The organism is Amycolatopsis bullii (genome assembly GCF_014654205.1).
Lineage (GTDB): Bacteria > Actinomycetota > Actinomycetes > Mycobacteriales > Pseudonocardiaceae > Amycolatopsis > Amycolatopsis plumensis.
Window position 1 is genome coordinate 348,567 of the sequence record NZ_BNAW01000002.1, and the last position, 16,834, is coordinate 365,400.

17 protein-coding genes are annotated in these 16,834 nt (G+C 71.9%); 4 read left to right on the forward strand and 13 right to left on the reverse strand.

The window, feature by feature from the left end; translation table 11 throughout:
* Positions 1-32: 32 nt before the first annotated feature.
* From IE317_RS04120 to IE317_RS04140, 5 genes are read right to left on the reverse strand one after another with little or no spacing between them, the layout of a single operon-like run.
* Positions 33-1,088: an acyl-CoA dehydrogenase family protein gene (locus IE317_RS04120; protein WP_191306676.1), complete on the reverse strand. Its 1,056-nt coding sequence runs from the start codon at positions 1,086-1,088 to the stop codon at positions 33-35.
* Complete coding sequence (locus tag IE317_RS04125) at positions 1,085-2,002, reverse strand: acyl-CoA dehydrogenase family protein (RefSeq protein WP_191306677.1); 918 nt, start codon at positions 2,000-2,002, stop codon at positions 1,085-1,087. Before IE317_RS04125 ends, IE317_RS04120 begins: the two co-directional genes overlap by 4 nt.
* On the reverse strand, positions 1,999-3,129 hold the full coding sequence (locus IE317_RS04130) for an acyl-CoA dehydrogenase family protein (RefSeq protein ID WP_191306678.1): 1,131 nt from the start codon (positions 3,127-3,129) through the stop codon (positions 1,999-2,001). Before IE317_RS04130 ends, IE317_RS04125 begins: the two co-directional genes overlap by 4 nt.
* Positions 3,129-3,974: an enoyl-CoA hydratase gene (locus IE317_RS04135; protein ID WP_191306679.1), complete on the reverse strand. Its 846-nt coding sequence runs from the start codon at positions 3,972-3,974 to the stop codon at positions 3,129-3,131. The genes IE317_RS04130 and IE317_RS04135 overlap by 1 nt, the downstream gene beginning before the upstream one ends.
* Entirely contained in the window at positions 3,971-5,503 is a 1,533-nt protein-coding gene (locus tag IE317_RS04140; RefSeq protein WP_191306680.1) for a FadD3 family acyl-CoA ligase, read from the reverse strand. Before IE317_RS04140 ends, IE317_RS04135 begins: the two co-directional genes overlap by 4 nt.
* Positions 5,504-5,585: 82 nt before the next feature.
* Here IE317_RS04140 and IE317_RS04145 point away from each other — a divergent pair, with 82 nt between their 5' ends.
* The 3 genes from IE317_RS04145 to IE317_RS04155 are packed head-to-tail and all read left to right on the forward strand — an operon-like array spanning position 5,586 to position 8,649.
* Complete coding sequence (locus IE317_RS04145) at positions 5,586-6,731, forward strand: acyl-CoA dehydrogenase family protein (protein ID WP_191306681.1); 1,146 nt, start codon at positions 5,586-5,588, stop codon at positions 6,729-6,731.
* On the forward strand, positions 6,728-7,489 hold the full coding sequence (locus tag IE317_RS04150; protein ID WP_191306682.1) for an SDR family oxidoreductase: 762 nt from the start codon (positions 6,728-6,730) through the stop codon (positions 7,487-7,489). Before IE317_RS04145 ends, IE317_RS04150 begins: the two co-directional genes overlap by 4 nt.
* 8 nt (positions 7,490-7,497) lie before the next feature.
* Complete coding sequence (locus IE317_RS04155; protein ID WP_191306683.1) at positions 7,498-8,649, forward strand: acetyl-CoA C-acetyltransferase; 1,152 nt, start codon at positions 7,498-7,500, stop codon at positions 8,647-8,649.
* 38 nt (positions 8,650-8,687) lie between these two features.
* Here the strand turns inward: IE317_RS04155 and fgd are convergent, their stop codons facing one another.
* From fgd to IE317_RS04195, 8 genes are all read right to left on the reverse strand, one after another.
* Positions 8,688-9,689: a glucose-6-phosphate dehydrogenase (coenzyme-F420) gene (fgd, locus tag IE317_RS04160; protein ID WP_191306684.1), complete on the reverse strand. Its 1,002-nt coding sequence runs from the start codon at positions 9,687-9,689 to the stop codon at positions 8,688-8,690.
* Positions 9,690-9,692: 3 nt separating this feature from the next.
* The gene (locus IE317_RS04165; RefSeq protein ID WP_191306685.1) at positions 9,693-10,748 is read right to left on the reverse strand and encodes an NAD(P)H-dependent flavin oxidoreductase; all 1,056 of its coding nucleotides are present in this window, start codon (positions 10,746-10,748) and stop codon (positions 9,693-9,695) included.
* The gene (locus IE317_RS04170; RefSeq protein ID WP_191306686.1) at positions 10,745-11,476 is read right to left on the reverse strand and encodes a CoA-transferase subunit beta; all 732 of its coding nucleotides are present in this window, start codon (positions 11,474-11,476) and stop codon (positions 10,745-10,747) included. The genes IE317_RS04165 and IE317_RS04170 overlap by 4 nt, the downstream gene beginning before the upstream one ends.
* Positions 11,473-12,336 carry a CoA transferase subunit A gene (locus IE317_RS04175; RefSeq protein ID WP_191306687.1) on the reverse strand — a complete coding sequence of 288 codons (864 nt, stop codon included), beginning with the start codon at positions 12,334-12,336 and terminating at the stop codon, positions 11,473-11,475. Before IE317_RS04175 ends, IE317_RS04170 begins: the two co-directional genes overlap by 4 nt.
* Positions 12,326-13,066 carry an enoyl-CoA hydratase family protein gene (locus IE317_RS04180; RefSeq protein ID WP_191306688.1) on the reverse strand — a complete coding sequence of 247 codons (741 nt, stop codon included), beginning with the start codon at positions 13,064-13,066 and terminating at the stop codon, positions 12,326-12,328. The genes IE317_RS04175 and IE317_RS04180 overlap by 11 nt, the downstream gene beginning before the upstream one ends.
* On the reverse strand, positions 13,066-13,935 hold the full coding sequence (locus tag IE317_RS04185; protein ID WP_191306689.1) for an SDR family oxidoreductase: 870 nt from the start codon (positions 13,933-13,935) through the stop codon (positions 13,066-13,068). The genes IE317_RS04180 and IE317_RS04185 overlap by 1 nt, the downstream gene beginning before the upstream one ends.
* Positions 13,932-14,699, reverse strand: a complete 768-nt coding sequence (locus IE317_RS04190; protein WP_191306690.1) for an SDR family oxidoreductase — start codon at positions 14,697-14,699, stop codon at positions 13,932-13,934. The genes IE317_RS04185 and IE317_RS04190 overlap by 4 nt, the downstream gene beginning before the upstream one ends.
* 75 nt (positions 14,700-14,774) lie before the next feature.
* Positions 14,775-15,992, reverse strand: coding sequence for a helix-turn-helix domain-containing protein (locus IE317_RS04195; RefSeq protein ID WP_229902454.1), 1,218 nt, complete (start codon positions 15,990-15,992; stop codon positions 14,775-14,777).
* A gap of 140 nt (positions 15,993-16,132) precedes the next feature.
* Between IE317_RS04195 and IE317_RS04200 the strand changes: the two genes are divergently transcribed.
* The gene (locus IE317_RS04200) at positions 16,133-16,810 is read left to right on the forward strand and encodes a TetR/AcrR family transcriptional regulator (protein WP_191306691.1); all 678 of its coding nucleotides are present in this window, start codon (positions 16,133-16,135) and stop codon (positions 16,808-16,810) included.
* Positions 16,811-16,834: the final 24 nt, after the last annotated feature.

Consider the following 16,834-nt stretch of genomic DNA (forward strand, 5'->3'; position numbering starts at 1 on the left):
CCCGCTGACCCTCGTGAGTGGTAAGGCGGGTTCTAGCCCGCCTCACCACTCACGAGGTCTGGGGGCCCGAAGAGCAGAGCTGTCCCGTGGGCGCGTTTGAAGTACAGGTGGGCGTCGTGCTCCCAGGTGATCGCGATGCCGCCGTGGAGCTGGATCATCTCCGCGGCCGCATGCGCGAACGCCTCGCCGCACACGACCTTCGCGGTCTCGACGGCCTCGGCGTCGCCGTCCACCAGGGCCGCGTACAGCGCCGAGCGGGCCGCTTCGACGTGGACGTGCACGTCCGCCATCCGGTGCTTCAACGCCTGGAACGACCCGATCGGGCGGCCGAACTGCTGGCGTTGCTTCGTGTACTCCACCGTCAGCTCCAGCGCCCGCGCGGCCGCCCCCACCTGCTCCGCCGCCACCGCGACCGTCGCCGTGTCCCGCAATTGCCGCAGCGACGAACCGAACCCGCCGACGTCGAGACGGCGAGCCGGCGTCGAAGCACACTCGACCACCGCGAGCCGCCGGCCCGGGTCCAGGCTCGTCACGCGCGAACGGCGCACCCCGTCCAGCGGCACTGCGTACAGCCCGGTCCCGTCGTCGCTACGAGCCACGGCGAGCAGGACGTCGGCGAGGTCGCCGTCCAGGACGTAGCAGGCGCGGCCGTCGAGTCCCGCGTCCGACGCGCGCAGGGCCGGCGTCCACCGGCCGTCCTCGCCGGACCAGGCCAGCGCGGCCAGCGTCGTGCCCGCGGCGATGCCCGGCAGCAGTTCGCGGCACGCGGCGTCGTTGCCGGTCAGGAGCAGCGCCTGGGCCGCCAGCACCGCCGAGCCCAGCATCGGCGCCGGGGTGAGCGTCCGGCCGAGTTCCGCCAGCACGACGCACACCTCGGGGAGCCCGGCGCCCGCACCGCCGTAGTGCTCCGGAATCGCCAGTGCGGCCACACCGATCTGCTCGCACAGCGTCGACCACAGCTTGTCGTCGTACCCCAGCGGCGACGCCATCGCGGCCCGCACCGCCTCCGGTCCCGACCGGCGGGTCAGCAGGGCCCGGACGGCGTCCCGCAGCGCCCGGGCTTCCTCGGTCTCCATCGGGTCGGTCATCGGAGGACCCGCGCGCGGTGGAACGACCCGGTCCCCCAGGCCCCGGCGAGGGCCCGCACCTTCGTCAGCCGGAGGCCGAGGTCGTGCTCGGCCGTGTAGCCGATCGCGCCGTGCACCTGCAGGGCGGTGCGCGCGGCGAGCACCGCGGCGTCCCCGGCCAGCACCTTGGCCGCCGAGACGTCCCGCGCGAAGGTCTCCCCGGCGACGGCCGCGCCGTACAGCAGCGGCCGGGCCAGTTCGAGCCGGGTGACGACGTCGGCGAGGAGGTGCTTGATCGCCTGGTATTCGCCGATCGCCCGGCCGTACTGCTTGCGTTGTTTCGCGTACGCCACCGACGTGTCGAGGAGCCATTGCCCTGCCCCCACGAGCTGGGCGGCCACGGCCAGGACCCCGCGGTCGAACGCGCCGCCACTCGACGCACCGGCCGCGTCCGGAACCCGGAACAACCGCCGCGCGGGGTCGATCGAGCGCACGAGGTCGCCGGCTCCGGTGAGCTGCGCGCCGGTGAGGTCCAGCACCACGCCCGCGATGTCGGCGTCGAGAGCGAGGGGGACCTCCGGCGGCGCGACGACGGTGGCCACGAGGTCGCCCTCGGCGAGGGAGGTGAGCCGGTGCCCGGTCAGCAGCGCCGGGGCGACCGCGGCCGACTCGACGACCGGGCCCGGGACGGCGTGGTAGCCGAGCGCTTCGCAGGCGACCACCAGGTCGACCGGACCGGCGCCGAGCCCGCCGAGGTCCTCGTCGACCAGCAACGCGAAGACGCCGACGTCGGCGAGCGCCCGCCAGAGCTTGAGGCCGCGGTCGTGCTCCCCCGCCGCCCAGGCGCGGGCGGCGGCCGCGGTGTCCGCCCCGCCCAGCAGCTCGTGCAGCGTCGCGGCGAACTGCCGTTGCTCCGGCGAGAGCTGGAACCTCATCGGCGGGCCTCCCTCGGGAGCTTGAGCAGCCGTTCGGCGATGGTGTTGCGCTGGATCTGGTCGGTGCCGCCGTAGATCGGGCCCGCGAGGGAGAACAGGTAGCCGTTCACCCAGGCCGGATCGGTCTCCCCGTCCGGGCCGAGCACGTCCAGCGCGGTCTCGTGCAGCTCGACGTCCAAACGGGACCAGAACAGCTTGTTCACGCTCGACTCCGGACCCAGCTCTCCCCCGTCCTGCAGGCGGCTGACCGTGCCGAACGTGTAGAGCTGATAGGCACGCGCGCCGATCCAGGCGTCGGCCACTCTGTCCCTTGTGGACGCCGAGGCGCCCTGCGAGCGCCACAGCTCCACCAGCCGGCCGGCGGCGGCGAGGAACCGGCCGGGACTGCGCAGCGACAGCCCGCGTTCGTTGTTCGCGGTGGTCATCGCGACCCGCCAGCCCTGGCCCACCTCGCCGATCACGTCCGCGTCCGGCACGAACACGCCGTCGAGGAAGATCTCCGCGAAACCGGGTTCCCCGTCCAGCTGCGGGATCGGCCGCACGGTGACGCCCTCGGCACGCAGGTCGATCATGAAGTAGGTCAAGCCGTGGTGTCGCTGGGCCTCGGCGTCGGTCCGGAACAGCCCGAACGCCCGATCGGCGAAGGCCGCCCGCGAACTCCACGTCTTCTGCCCCGACAGCAGCCAGCCCCCGTCGGTGCGCACCGCCGTGCTGCGCAGCGCCGCGATGTCGCTGCCCGCCTCGGGCTCGGACCAGGCCTGCGCCCAGACCTGCTCGCCGGTCGCCATCGGCGGGAGGATCCGGTCGCGTTGCTCCTGGGTGCCGTGGGCGAACAACGTCGGCCCGAGCATGAAGATCCCGTTCTGCGACACCCGTCCCGGCGCACCCGAGGCGTAGTACTCCTCCTCGAACAGCAGCCATTGCAGCATCGACGCGTCCCGCCCGTGGTACTCCCGCGGCCACGACACCACCGACCACCGCGCCTCGGCGAGCTCGGCTTCCCACGCGCGATGCGCCTCGAACCCCTCGGCGGTGTCCATCGACGGCAGGGAACGGACGTGCGAGGCCAGCCACTCCCGAGCCTCGACGCGGAAGGCCTCCGAAGCCTCGTCGATGTCGAGGTCCATCAGGCCTCCTTGTTCGCGTCACGCATCGACCGCGCCGACTGCCCGCCGAGCGAGTCCTCCGAGGTCTCGGCGTTGTGGGCGTGCGCGAAGTGGTGCAGGCCGAACACCGAGTCCATTCCGGACCGCAGGCCCATCAGGTCTTCGGCCTGGTTGACCGCTTTTTTCGCCAGCGCCAGCCCGAACGACGGCATCCCGGCGATCTTCTCCGCGAGTTCGAGAGTGCGCTCCTCCAGCTCCGCACGCGGCACGATCCGGGTCACCATCCCCCACTCCTTGGCCTGCTGGACCGTGAACCGCTCGCCGGTGAACAAGACCTCTTTCGCCGCGCGAGGGCCGAGGACCCACGGGTGCGCGAAGTACTCGACCCCCGGAATCCCCATGCGCACCACCGGGTCGGCGAAGAACGCGTCGTCGGAAGCCACGATCAGATCGCACACCCAGGCCAGCATCAGCCCACCGGCGATGCACGCGCCTTGGATGCCGGCGATCATCGGCTTCGGGATCTCCCGCCACCGGCGGCACATCCCCAGGTACACCTCGGACTCCCGGGCGAACCGCTGATCACCCCCGACCCGGTCGGTGTGGTCCCACCACATCACCGCCCGCCGGTCGAAGGGGACGTCCACATCACGGCCGGGCGTCCCGATGTCGTGCCCCGCCGAGAAGTGCTTCCCCGCCCCCGCCAGCACGATCACCTTCACCTCGGGATCGTTCACCGCGTCGGTGAAGGCGTCGTCGAGGGCGTAGGTCATGGCCGAGTTCTGCGCGTTGCGGTAGTCCGGCCGGTTCATCGTCACCACCGCGACCGGTCCCCGCCGCTGCGACCGGACCACCGTTTCACTCATGCCGTCTCCTCGGTCAGCAGCCGCTTCAGCACCTTGCCGGAAGCGTTGCGGGGCAGTTCGTCCACGAACTCGACGAACTTCGGGTTCTTGTAGTTGGCCAGCCGCTCGCGGCCGAAGGCCAGGACCGCCTCCTCGGTCAGCCCGGACCCGACGACGAACGCCTTGCCGACCTCGCCCATCCGCTCGTCCGGGACCCCGACCACGGCGACGTCACGGACGCCGGCCAGCTCGGTCAGCGCGCTCTCGACCTCGGCCGGGTAGACGTTGAAGCCGCCGCAGATGTACATGTCCTTGAGCCGGCCGGTGATGGTGAGGTTGCCGTCGGCGTCGAGCACGCCGACGTCACCGGTGTGCAGCCAGCCGTCCTCGTCGATGGCTTCCGCCGTCGCCTCGGGGTCGTCGAGGTACCCGAGCATCACGTTCGGCCCGCGCAGGACGATCTCGCCCGGCGAACCGTGGATCGCCACTTCGAAGCCCGCGGTCGCCCGGCCCGACGTGCTCGCGACGAGTTCCGCGGGGTCGCCGGGGCGGCACATCGTCACCATGACGGCTTCGGTGAGGCCGTAAGCCGTCAACACCGTTTCGAACCCCAGCTCGGACCCCATCCGCCGGACGAGCGAGGCCGGCACGCTGGCCGCGCCGGTGACCGCCAGCCGCAGCGTCGAAAGGTCGCCCTTGCGCGGTTCGTGCAGCAGCGACTGGAAGACCGTCGGCGCGCCCGGCAGCACCGAGATCCGTTCCCGTTCGATCACCTTCAGCGCCTCGCGGACGTCGAACACCGCCTGCGGGACGATCGTCGCGCCGGTCAGCAGGCCCACCACGATGCCGGCCTTGTAGCCGAAGCTGTGGAAGAACGGGTTGATCACCAGGTACCGGTCGTCCGCGGTGACCTGGCCGCACTCCGCCCACGCCGCGGCGACGTCGACGGTCTGGCGGTGCGCCGAGAGCACGCCCTTGGAGCGGCCGCTGGTGCCGGAGGTGAAGAGGATGTCGCTGACGTCGTCCGGGGCGACGGCGTCCGCCCGCGCCTCGGCGTCGGCCGGCGACACCCGCTCGGCGCGGGCCAGGAACTCGTCCCAGCCGAGCGTGCCTTCGACGGGCCGGTGCGGCTCCTGCAGCGGCACCCGGACGACCGTGGCGAGATCGGGCAGCTCGGCGCCGGTGTCCCGGATCGCGGCGTGGCGGTCGGTGCCGAGGAAGTCGGCGGCCACCACCAGCGCCCTGGCCCGGCCGCGGACGAGCAGGTCCACCGTCTCGGTGGCGGTGAAGCGGGTGTTGACCGGGATCAGGACCGCGCCCGCGTAGAGGGCACCGAGCGCGGCGCAGACCCAGTGATGGGTGTTGGGCAGCGCGATCGCGACCCGGTCGCCCGCCTGGACGCCGCACGCGGCGAACGCCCGCGCGACCGTCCGAACACGTTCCAGAAGCTCGTCGTAGCCGAGCCGCACCAGGCCGTCGACCAGTGCTTCCGCGGATCCGAACTTCGCGGCGGCATCGCGGACGACGGCCGGGATCGTGGTCTGTCCCACCACTGCCTCCTCTGGACCGACAAAGTAGAACGTGTTCTCATTACCCTAGGTGCCGGACCGGCCCGGCAGCAAGGAGGCGTGCGTGGAACCGTCGCGATTCCGCCGCGAAGTCGCGGACTGGCTCGCCGGCAACCTGACCGGCGAGTTCGCCCGGTTGCGCGGTCTCGGCGGGCCGGGACGGGAGCACGAGGAGTTCGACCTGCGGCTGGCCTGGGAACGTCATCTGGCCGCCGCGGGCTGGACGTGCGTGGGCTGGCCGGTCGAGCACGGCGGCCGCGGGCTGTCCCTCGAAGACCAGGTCGCCTTCCACGAGGAATACGCCGCTTCCGGCGCCCCGGCGCGGGTCAACCACATCGGCGAACAGCTCCTCGGCCCGACGTTGATCGCCTTCGGCACCCCCGAACAGCGCCACCGGTTCCTGCCCGGCATCGCCGCCGTGCGGGAACTGTGGTGCCAGGGCTACTCCGAACCCGGCGCCGGCTCGGACCTGGCCGCCGTCTCCACGTCCGCGGTGCTGCGGGACGGCGAGTGGGTGATCAACGGCCAGAAGATCTGGACCTCCCTCGCCCACGTCGCCGACTGGTGTTTCGTGGTGGCCCGCACCGAATCCGGTTCGCGGCGCCACCACGGCCTGTCCTACCTGCTCGTGCCCTTGCGCCAAGAGGGCGTGACGATCCGGCCGATCCAGCAGCTCACCGGCACGTCCGAGTTCAACGAAGTCTTCTTCGACGACGCCCGCACCGCCGCCGGCCACATCGTCGGCGAACCGGGCGAAGGCTGGAAGATCGCGATGGCCACCCTCGGCTTCGAACGCGGTGTCTCCACCCTCGGCCAGCAGATCGGCTTCCGCCGCGAACTGGACGACATCACCGCCGAAGCCCGGCGGCTCGGCACCTACGACGACCCGCTGCTGCGCGCCGACCTCACCCGCGCCCGCATCGGCCTGCGCGTCCTGCGGGCCCACGCCCTGCGCACGCTCGGGCAGGCCGCCGGACCGGAAGTCGCCGTCGGCAAGCTCTTGTGGGCGCAATGGCACCGCGGGCTGGGCGAACTCGCCATGCGGGCCCGGGGCGCGCGGTCGATGGTCTCCGACGGGGACGAACTCGACGAGTGGCAACGGCTGTTCCTGTTCACCCGCGCCGACACCATCTACGGCGGGTCCGACGAGATCGAACGCACCATCATCGCCGAGCGCGTCCTCGGCCTACCCCGGGAGGCTCGCCCGTGATCCCGACCTACCCACCCGGCCACGACCTTCTGCACGGGAAAGTGGTCGTGGTGACCGCGGCCGCGGGCACCGGGATCGGCTCCGCGGTGGCGAAACGCTGCCTCGAAGAAGGCGCGCAGGTCGTCATCAGCGACTGGCACGAGCGGCGGCTGAAGGAGAAGGCCGCCGAACTCGGCGACGTCCACGCGATCCCCTGCGACGTGACCCAGGAAGACCAGGTCCAGGCTCTGGTCGCGGGCACCGTCGAGCAGTTCGGACGGCTCGACGTGCTGGTCAACAACGCCGGACTCGGCGGCACGAAATCGGTCCTGGAGATGACCGACGAGGAGTGGTCACGCGTCCTCGACATCACCCTCACCGGAACGTTCCGCTGCACCCGCGCGGCGTTGAAGCAGTTCGTCGCCCAGGGCGGTGGCGGGGCGATCGTCAACAACGCCTCGGTCATCGGCTGGCGCGCCCAAGCCGGACAGGCCCACTACGCCGCCGCCAAAGCCGGCGTCATGGCCCTCACCCGGTGTTCGGCCCTCGACGCCGCCGAGCACGGCGTCCGGATCAACGCCGTCGCCCCGAGCCTGGCCATGCACCCGTTCCTCGCCAAGGTGACCAGCGACGAACTCCTCGAAGACCTCACCAAGCGCGAAGCGTTCGGCCGCGCCGCCGAACCCTGGGAGGTCGCCAACGTCATGGTCTTCCTCGCCAGCGACTACGCGAGCTACCTCACCGGCGAAGTCGTCTCCGTCAGCAGCCAGCACCCCTAGGAGCCCCCGTGCCCGAAGCCTTCCTCCTCGACGCGGTCCGCACGCCCGTCGGCCGCCGCGGCGGCGCGCTCTCCGGGTGGCACTCCGCCGACCTCGGCGCGCACGTCATCAAGGCCGTCGTCGAGCGCACCGGCGTCGACGCCGACCTGGTCGACGACGTCATCCTGGGCTGCACCGACACCCTGGGCCCGCAGTCGGGCAACATCGCGCGCACGGCGTGGCTCGTGGCCGGGTACGGCGACCACGTGCCGGGGGTGACCGTCGACCGGCAGTGCGGGTCCAGCCAGCAGGCCGTGCACTTCGCCGCCCAGGCGGTCATGTCGGGTACCCAGGACCTGGTGCTGGCCGGGGGTGTGCAGAACATGAGCCGCATCCCGATCAGCGCGGCCATGCTGGCCGGGCGCGAGTACGGCTTCGACGACCCGTTCTCCGGCTCGAAAGGGTGGCAGGAACGCTACGGCAGTGCCGAGGTCTCGCAGTTCCGCAGCGCCGAGATGATCGCCGAGCACTGGGACATCAGCCGCGCGGACATGGAGGAGTACGCGCTGCGCAGTCACCGGCGAGCACTGGCCGCCATCGACGAGGGCCGGTTCGACGCGGAAACCGTGCCGGTGGAGGAGTTCCGGCACGACGAGGGCCCGCGCCGCGACACCAGCCTGGAGCGCATGCGCGGCCTGAAGCCGCTGAGCGAGGGTTCCCGGTTGACGGCGGCGGTGGCCAGCCAGATCTCCGACGGCGCGAGCGCGGCCCTGCTGGCGTCGGAGGCGTTCGTCACCGAACACGGCCTGACGCCGCGGGCCCGCATCCACCACCTGTCGGTGCGCGCGGCGGACCCGGTGTGGATGCTGACCGGACCGATCCCGGCCACCGCGCACGCCCTGCGCAAGAGCGGGCTCACCGTGGACGACATCGACCTGTTCGAGGTCAACGAGGCGTTCGCCAGTGTCGTCCTGGCGTGGCTGGACGAAACCGGCGCGGACCCCGGCCGGGTCAACGTGAACGGCGGCGGGATCGCCCTCGGCCACCCGATCGGGGCCACCGGCACCAAGCTCCTCGCCACGCTCCTGCACGAGCTGGAGCGCCGGGGAGGGCGGTACGGCCTGCAGACGATGTGCGAAGGCGGCGGCACCGCCAACGTCACCATCATCGAGCGCCTCTGACCCGAGCGCAGTCATTCACTGCATCGAAGCCGGTCCGGTCAGCCGAGGGCGCGCAGCTTCGGCAGGACGTCCTCGGAGAACTGGGTCAGGAAGCGTTCCTGGTCGTGGCCCGGGCCGTGGAAGACCAGGTGGTTGAGGCCCGCGTCCAGGTACGGCTTGATCTGGGCCACGGCTTCGTCCGGGTCCGACGCCACGATCCACCGCTTGGCGACCTGCTCGATCGGCAGCTCGTCGGCCAGCCGCTCCATCTCCTCGGCCGAGGACACCGTGTGCTTCTGCTCCGCGGTCAGCGACAGCGGCGCCCAGAACCGCGTGTTCTCCAGGGCCTTCTCCGGGTCCCGGTCGTAGGACATCTTGATCTCGATCGTCCGGTCGACGTCCTCGACGGTCTTCCCGGCCGCCTCGGCGCCCTCCTTGACCGACGGCATCAGCTTCTCGGTGTAGAGGTCCATGCCCTTGCCCGAGGTGCAGATGAACCCCTCACCCGACCGGCCCGCGTACTTCGCCACCACCGGGCCACCGGCCGCGACGTACACCGGCACCGGCTGCTCCGGCCGGTCGTAGATGTGCGCGTTGACCAGCTGGTAGTAGTCACCCTCGAAGTTGACGTTGTCGCTGGTCCACAGCTCGCGCATCAGCTTGATCGACTCGCGCAGCCGGGCGAAGCGCTCCTTGAACTCCGGCCACTCCCGCCCCGACACCGCGATCTCGTTCAGCGCCTCACCGGTCCCGACCCCCAGGATCACCCGGCCGTTCGACAGCAGCGACATCGTCGCGAACGCCTGCGCGATCACCGCCGGGTTGTACCGGAACGTCGGAGTCAGCACGCTCGTCCCGATCTGCACCCGCTTCGTCCGCTCCGCCACCGCCGGCATCCACGCCAGCGCGAACGGCGCGTGGCCGCCCTCGTGCCGCCACGGCAGGAAGTGATCGGACACCCACACCGAGTCCAGCCCCACCTCTTCGGCGCGCACCGCGTACTCGACCAGGTCCCGCGGCCCGAACTGCTCCGCAGACGCCTTGTATCCGACCTTCAGCACCGCTCATCCTCCCGTTTCCCGGCCGAGGCGCTGCAGGATCTCACCTGCCTCGGCCACCGCGCCCTCGACGATCTGCGCCACCGTGGGCAGGTCGTGGATCATGCCCACCACCTGTCCCGACGCTAGCACTCCCGCGTCCGTCCGGCCTTCGACCAGACCCGCCCGCAGCAGCATCGGGGTGTTGGCCGCCATGACCAGCTGGCTCCACGTCAGATCGTTGCCGTGCTTCATCGCGAAGCCCTCTCGGAGCATCGCAACCGGGGACAGGCCGGTGATATTCCGGAAGCGCAGGGCGTTGCGGGCGGCTTGCGCGAGCCCGCGGAGGCGGCCGGTGCGTTCGAGCTTGTCGACGAGCTCGGTCCGCAGCACGCGGTGCGGGAGGCCGTCGACGCGGCGGGTGACGACCGTCCCGGTGAGACCCTGCTCGAGGTAGAGGCGTTTGACGTCGTCGGGGACCGTGCTCTCCTTGCTCAGCAGGAACCGGGTGCCCATCGCGACCCCCGCCGCGCCGTAGGCCAGCGCCGCGGCGAGCCCGCGTCCGTCGAAGAAACCGCCGGCCGCGACCACCGGGATGTCGACCGCGTCCAGCACCGAAGGCAGCAGCAACGTGGTCGCCACTCCCCCGGTGTGCCCGCCCCCTTCGCCGCCCTGGACGATCACCGCGTCCGCGCCCCAGGCCGCGACCTTCTCGGCGTGCCGGGCGGCCCCGACCGACGGGATCACGACGATCCCATGTTCCCGCAGCTTCGCGATCATCTCCTTCCGCGGGGCGAGCGCGAACGACGCCACCTTCACGCCTTCGCGGATGAGCAGGTCGACGCGGTCACCGGCGTCGGCCGCGTCGGCGCGCAGGTTCACGCCGAACGGTCGTTCGGTCCGCTTCTTCACCTCGGCGATCGCCGCTTCCAGCTCGCCGAAGGTCATCGTCGCGGACGCGAGGATGCCCAGTGCCCCGGCTTCGGCGGTCGCCGAGACCAGCCGGGGGCCGGCGACCCAGCCCATCCCGGTCTGCACGACCGGGTGCTCGACCCCCACCAGCCGGGTCAGGGCCGTCTTCACGCCGGGACTTCCTTGTCCCGCAGGCTCTTCGGGTCCAGCACCTCGCGGATCAGCCGCAGTTCGCCGCCGTCCGGTTCGCGGCTGGTCCCGGTGCCGGTGAAGTCGATCTCGAACGCCGTCGCCGCCACGACCTCGTCCCGCGTGACGCCCGGGTGCAGGGACACCGCCCGCATGGCGCGGTCCGGGCCGCCGAAGTCGAACACCCCGAGGTTCGAGACGACCCGGTGCACGTCGTGGTACTTCTGCGCCGACGCACCGGCCTTGGCCGCGTTGTCGTACCCGACCCCGGAAATCACGTCCACCGTCTCCACGAAGACTCGTTTCGAGTGCCGGGGCACCCAGTAGCTCGTCCGGTGGTTGATCGTGTTGCCCGGTGCGCCCCGCACGCCGAGGAGCTGCTTCTTCGGGCGGGCGTGGTCACCGATGGCGGAGATGTTCTGGTTGCCGTACCGGTCGATCTGGTTGGCCCCCATCACGACGTGCCGGCGTCCGTGCGGGACGATCGTGTCCAGCATCTTGCGGAACGGCTGCCACCCCTCGACCACGCCGTCGGTGGTCAGCAAGTACGCCTCGCCGTCGGACATCAGCAGATCCGGCTCGAACGTCGACCGCGCGAGCTTCGCCCCCAGCTGCGGGATCAGGCCCATCGGACTGGCCACGATCTCGCCGTCGCCGCGGAACAGCTCGGCCACCGCCACCACGGCGATCTCGGCCCGGGTCGCGCTCATTCCGCCTCCGCCTCGAACTTGTCCACTTCGGACAGGTACTGCTCGTCACCGCCGGACAGGAACCGGTCTGCGAACCCCGGCCACGCCTCCAGGTCCTTCGCGCAGGCCGCGTAGTGCCGCTGGAACCGCTCGTCCCGGCCGTAGTCCGGCACCGCCGTCGTGAAATGCGCGCCCCGCGGAGATTCCACCACCCCGTCGACGCTGCCCCGGTTGAGCAGCAACGACTGCACCGGGCCGCCCGCCGTCAGCTCGGCCGTCTCGACGACCTTCTCCACCGACACGAAGCAGCGCTCGGCCGCCAGCCCGAACAGCTCGTCGAAATACGGGTCCGGGCCCAGGTACTGGACGTTGCCGCGCGCGTCGGCCCGGTTGAGGTGCAGCAGGGCCACGTCCAGGTGCTGCGCCGGAACGGCCACCAGCTCCTCGCCGTCGTCGTAGGGCGAGCGGACGGTGCGCAGGTGGGGGTTGGCGCGCATGACTTCGGAGCCGAGCCCGGCCCGGGTCGGCAGGAACGGCAGCCGCTGCATCGCCGCCGACAGTGCCGTGCCGAACATGCCCTCGTCGTACTCGGTCACCTCGATCGCCCCGGTCTCGCGGGCGCGGCCGAACCACGGGTCGTACGGGATCGAATCCAGCGTCACGAACCCGAAGACGACGCGCTTCACCTTGCCCGCCGCGCACAGGAGGCCGACATCGGGACCGCCGTAGGACACGACGGTGAGGTCCTTCACCGGGGTCCGCAGGATCGCGCGGACCAGGGCCATCGGCTTGCGGCGGGAACCCCAGCCGCCGATCCCGACCGTCATGCCGTCCTTCAGCTCGGCCACCACGTCGTCGGCGGTCGTGCGCTTATCGGCCATTCAAGAACTCCTCGCGAGCCTCGTCGGACGCCCCCAGCAGGTTGAGCTCGAAGGTGAAGCCCTGCTCGAAGCGGTAGCTGCGGTGCACCTGCTGGGTGTCGATGCCGTTCAGCGCTTCCTTGGCCGCCCGGATCACCCGCGGGTCCTTCTTCGCGATGTCCCGGGCGACGTCGAGCGCCGCTTCGTCGAGTTCCGCGCGCGGCACGACCCGGTAGACCGAGCCGTGCGCGTGCAGCTCGGCGGCGGTGATCTTGCGGGCGGTGAAGTAGAGCGTGCGCATCAGGTGCTGCGGCACCAACCGGGCCAGATGGGTGGCCGCACCCAAGGCTCCGCGCTCCACCTCGGGGACGCCGAACGTGGCGTCCTCCGAAGCGAGGATCACGTCGGCGTTGCCGACCAGGCCGATGCCGCCACCGAGGCAGAAGCCGTGCACCGCCGCAACCACCGGCACCGCGCAGTCGTAGACCGCGCCGAAAGCCGCGTAGCAGCCGCGATTGGCGCCGACCAGGGCGTCATAGCCTTCGCTGCGCTGGATCTCCTTGATGTCCACCCCGGCGTTGAAGCCCCGGCCTTCCGCGCGCAGGACGACCACGTGCACGCCGGGGTCCCGGCCCGCCTGCGTGATCGCGTCGGCCAGGTCGAACCAGCCCTGCACCGGCAGCGCGTTCACCGGCGGGAAGTCGACGGTGACCACCTCGACGTGCCCGTCACGCTTGCTCAGAATCCCCATCAACTGGCTCCGTAGACCGGTTCGGGCTCGGGCGCGCGCTCGAGCAGCTCCTTCACCACCGGGCCGAGTTCGGCCGGGTCCCACCGCTCGCCCTTGTCGACGGCCGGGCCGTGCCGCCAGGCCTGCGCCAGCGAGACCTTCCCGCCTTCGACCTCGAAGACGCGGCCGGTGACGTGCGCAGACTCCTCGCTGCCCAGCCACACCACCAGCGGCGAGACGTTCTCCGGCGCCATCGCGTCGAACCCTTCGTCCGGGCGGGCCATCGACGCGAACACGCCCTCGGTCATCCGCGTCCGCGCGGCCGGCGCGATCGCGTTCACGGTGACGCCGTAGCGAGCGAGTTCCGCGGCCGCCACCACGGTCAGCCCGGCGATCCCCGCCTTGGCCGCCGAGTAGTTCCCCTGCCCGACGCTGCCCAGCAGCCCGGCACCCGAACTCGTGTTGATCACCCGGGCCTGCGGTGTGCGACCCGCCTTCGCCTCGGCCCGCCAATGGTCCGCCGCGTGCCGCAACGGCGCGAAATGCCCCTTGAGGTGCACCCGCACGACCGCGTCCCATTCGTCCTCGCCCAGATTGACCAGCATCCGGTCGCGGAGGAAGCCGGCGTTGTTGACCAGCACGTCCAGGCGTCCGAAGTGCTCGATCGCGGTGTCGATCAGCTCCTTCGCGCCGGCCCAATCGGCCACGTCGGAACTGTTCGCCACCGCCTTTTCACCGACGGCCTCGGCGACTTCCGCGGCCGCGTCCCCGTCCACGTCGTTGACCACCACCGACGCCCCTTCCGCGGCGAACGCGCGGGCGTGCGCCCGCCCGATGCCCCGCCCGGCGCCGGTCACCACGACCACCCGGCCCTGGCACAACCCGCTCACGAATCCTCCCGATGGTTGACGTCCGCCGCCGCCAGGAAGGCCGGCACTTCTCCTCCGCCGTGCACGCGCAAGGTCGCGCCGGAGACGTAGGAAGCCAGGCCGGAGGCGAGGAACGCGGCACAGTGCCCGATCTCGGCCGGTTCGGCGAGCCGCCCGAGCGGCACGGTCTTGCCGACCGCCTCGACCGCGGCCGCACTCCCGTAGTGCAGGTGCGCCTGCTCGGTGCGGACCATCCCCACGTCCAGGGCGTTGACGCGCACCTTCGGCGCCCACTCCACCGCCAGGCTCGCGGTCAGGTTGTCCAGCCCGGCCTTCGCGGCACCGTAAGCGGCGGTTCCGGGCGACGGGCGGGTGCCGCTGACGCTGGAGATCATCACGATCGACCCGCCGCACTCCTGCCGCTGCATCACCGCGTTGGCGTGCTGCGCGACCAGCAGCGGGGCCAGCAGATTCAGCTGCACGACCTTCTCGTGCAACCGCGGCGAGGCGTCCGCCGCCGACACGTACGGCGCCCCGCCCGCGTTGTTCACGACCACGTCCAGGCGCCCGTGCCGCTCGACGATGCCCTCGACCAGCGCGGCGACCTGCGTCTCGTCGCGGACGTCGCACGCGGCGAACTCGGCCTCGGTCGGGGCCTCCCGCCGCGCGCAGGCGACCACGTGGGCGCCGTGGGCGAGGAACACCTCGGTGATGCCCCGGCCCACGCCGCGGACGCCCCCGGTCACCAGCACCACCGCGCCGGCCAAGCCCAGCTCCGTCTTCACCGGCACACCACCTTCCGTCCCCAAAACTAGAACATGTTCTCGCTGGGGACAAGGTCGGGAGGTGAGCGGGGCGGCCTACTGGGCGTCGGGAGGGGAGAACTCGTTCCGGCCGGTCCGCAGCCCCGACGCGCGCAGGGCGGCCTGCATGGCGAACCGCGCGTCGGGGTCGTCGAGGCGATCACCGAAGGCCTGCTTGAGCTGGCGCACGCGGTAGCGGACGGTCTGCGGGTGCACCGACAGGTCGACCGCGATCTTCTCGGAGTTGCCGCCGTTCTGCAGCCAGGACAGCAGGGTCTCGCCGAGCCGGCGGCGCGTCCGCTCCGGGAACTGGTCCAGGGGAGCCAGTTCCCGCCGGGCGACCTGCTCGGCCAGCGGCGAGTCCGACAGCAGCCACAGCTCCGTCAGGTGGTCGGTGCACCAGGTCACGGGCGTGTCCGGGAGCGCGCCGTCGGCCACCAGCCGCAGCGCGGTGCGCGCCCAGCGCAGGGAGTGGGCCGCCGCGCCGATCTCCGTCGGCGGCCCGACCGCGACGCGGGTGCCGAGCCGCGTCAGCGCCTTGGCGTCCACCGGGGCGGGCAGCAGCAGGTACGGCTGGGACGGGTCGAGGTCGGCGAGGACGTCGGACCCCCACGAGGTGCTCACCGTCGTCTCGGCGGCGACCGCCGCCACCTCGCGGGGCACCGGCCAACCCGCCGCGGCCGCGAGTTCGGCGAGGACCGCGTCCGGGATCGCGCCGGGCCCGGTCAGCAGCCGCAGCAGCCGCCGCCGCAGGCCCGCCCGGGTGCCCTCGATCTCCGCCCAGGCTTCGCGGTGGCCGCGGCTCGACATCCGGGCGAGCTCGTCCGCGTAGCCGAACAGCATCTCGGCCAGCTGCGCCATGGCCGCCGACGACAGCCGGTGCCGCCGGCCCAGCCGCATGATCCAGCGCCAGCCGACGCGGGTGCCCACGCGGTAGGCCGCCTGCAGGTCGTCGAGGGTCCGCCCCTCGCGGGCTTCGCCGACGCCGAGCCGGCGGCACGTCTCGTACAGCCGGTCGCGGGAGGCCAGCGGATCCTCGATCAGGTCCACGAAGAGCTCGACGGCGCACTCGACGGCGTGCCGGGTCGCGCGGCCGTAGGAGCCGTCGCCGGGCCGGGCGTAGACGGGCACCGCCCGCCCGACCTCCCGGACGATCCAGTCCGCCAGCGCCGGCAGGGCCGGACGCATGAGGGCGGCCAGCTCTCTTCGCCGGACGACTTCTTCGCCGGCGTCGCGGGGAGCCGGGACCGGTTGCCGAGCACTGTCGCGGGACACCAGGGTTCCTCCACCGGGGGACGGCGATCGGAGCTCTTTCGGGGGTCCGGGTGGCGGAACCCCTCCCGGGGCGAAGCCCCGGATGCCATCGAGCGTGCTTTACCGGACAGTAAAGCAAGGAGTCCGTACAGTACACCTCCATGAGCCGGCAGAGTCCTCCTGATCGATCCAGCGCTCGCCGCAGCCCGGCGGCCCGGCCCACCGACGACCAGCTGCTCGACGCCGCCCGCGCCGTGTTCGCCGAGCGGGGGTACGCGCAGGCCACCATGGGGCTGATCGCGGACCGCGCCGATTCCACCAAGCCCACCCTCTACGCGCATTTCGGCGACAAAGCCGCGCTTTTCCGCACCACGGTCCGCCGGGAAGTCGCCGCGTTGCGCGCCTGGGTGATCAGCGCGTACGAAACGGCGAACACGCGCCCGCTGGAGGAGCGCGTGCGGCTGTCGGTGATGGCGATGTTCGGCTACGCCGGTGCGCACCCGGAAAGTTTCCGGCTGCTGTTCGATTCGGCCGTCGACGAGATGTCGAACGAGCGCCGCGCGCTGGCCGATTCCATCGCCACCCACGTGGTCGGCCAGGTGCGCGAGCACCTGCTCGCGCACGGGCGCCCGGTCGGCCCCGGCGCGGACCTGCTCGGCGAGATGATGGTGGGCCTGGTCGGACGGGCGGCGATGCACGTCTCCCACTCCCCCGGCCTCGACCCGATCGCCGCCGGGGAGCTGGCCACCGGGTTCGTCATGGCCGCGCTGCGGGGGCTCGATCCGGCGCTGCTGGACCACCTCGACACTCCACGCCCGGCCGGGCAGTGCGCCACCTGAGCGTCCACACCGGACCGTTTGTCA

Bases quoted from the DNA above. Each gene is read 5' to 3' on its own strand.
- IE317_RS04175 (WP_191306687.1), bottom strand. From the start codon at position 12,336: ATGGCCGATAAGCGCACGACCGCCGACGACGTGGTGGCCGAGCTGAAG.
- IE317_RS04170 (WP_191306686.1), bottom strand. From the start codon at position 11,476: ATGAGCGCGACCCGGGCCGAGATCGCCGTGGTGGCGGTGGCCGAGCTG.
- IE317_RS04120 (WP_191306676.1), bottom strand. From the start codon at position 1,088: ATGACCGACCCGATGGAGACCGAGGAAGCCCGGGCGCTGCGGGACGCC.
- IE317_RS04125 (WP_191306677.1), bottom strand. From the start codon at position 2,002: ATGAGGTTCCAGCTCTCGCCGGAGCAACGGCAGTTCGCCGCGACGCTG.
- IE317_RS04135 (WP_191306679.1), bottom strand. From the start codon at position 3,974: ATGAGTGAAACGGTGGTCCGGTCGCAGCGGCGGGGACCGGTCGCGGTG.
- IE317_RS04180 (WP_191306688.1), bottom strand. From the start codon at position 13,066: ATGGGGATTCTGAGCAAGCGTGACGGGCACGTCGAGGTGGTCACCGTC.
- IE317_RS04200 (WP_191306691.1), top strand. From the start codon at position 16,133: ATGAGCCGGCAGAGTCCTCCTGATCGATCCAGCGCTCGCCGCAGCCCG.
- IE317_RS04130 (WP_191306678.1), bottom strand. From the start codon at position 3,129: ATGGACCTCGACATCGACGAGGCTTCGGAGGCCTTCCGCGTCGAGGCT.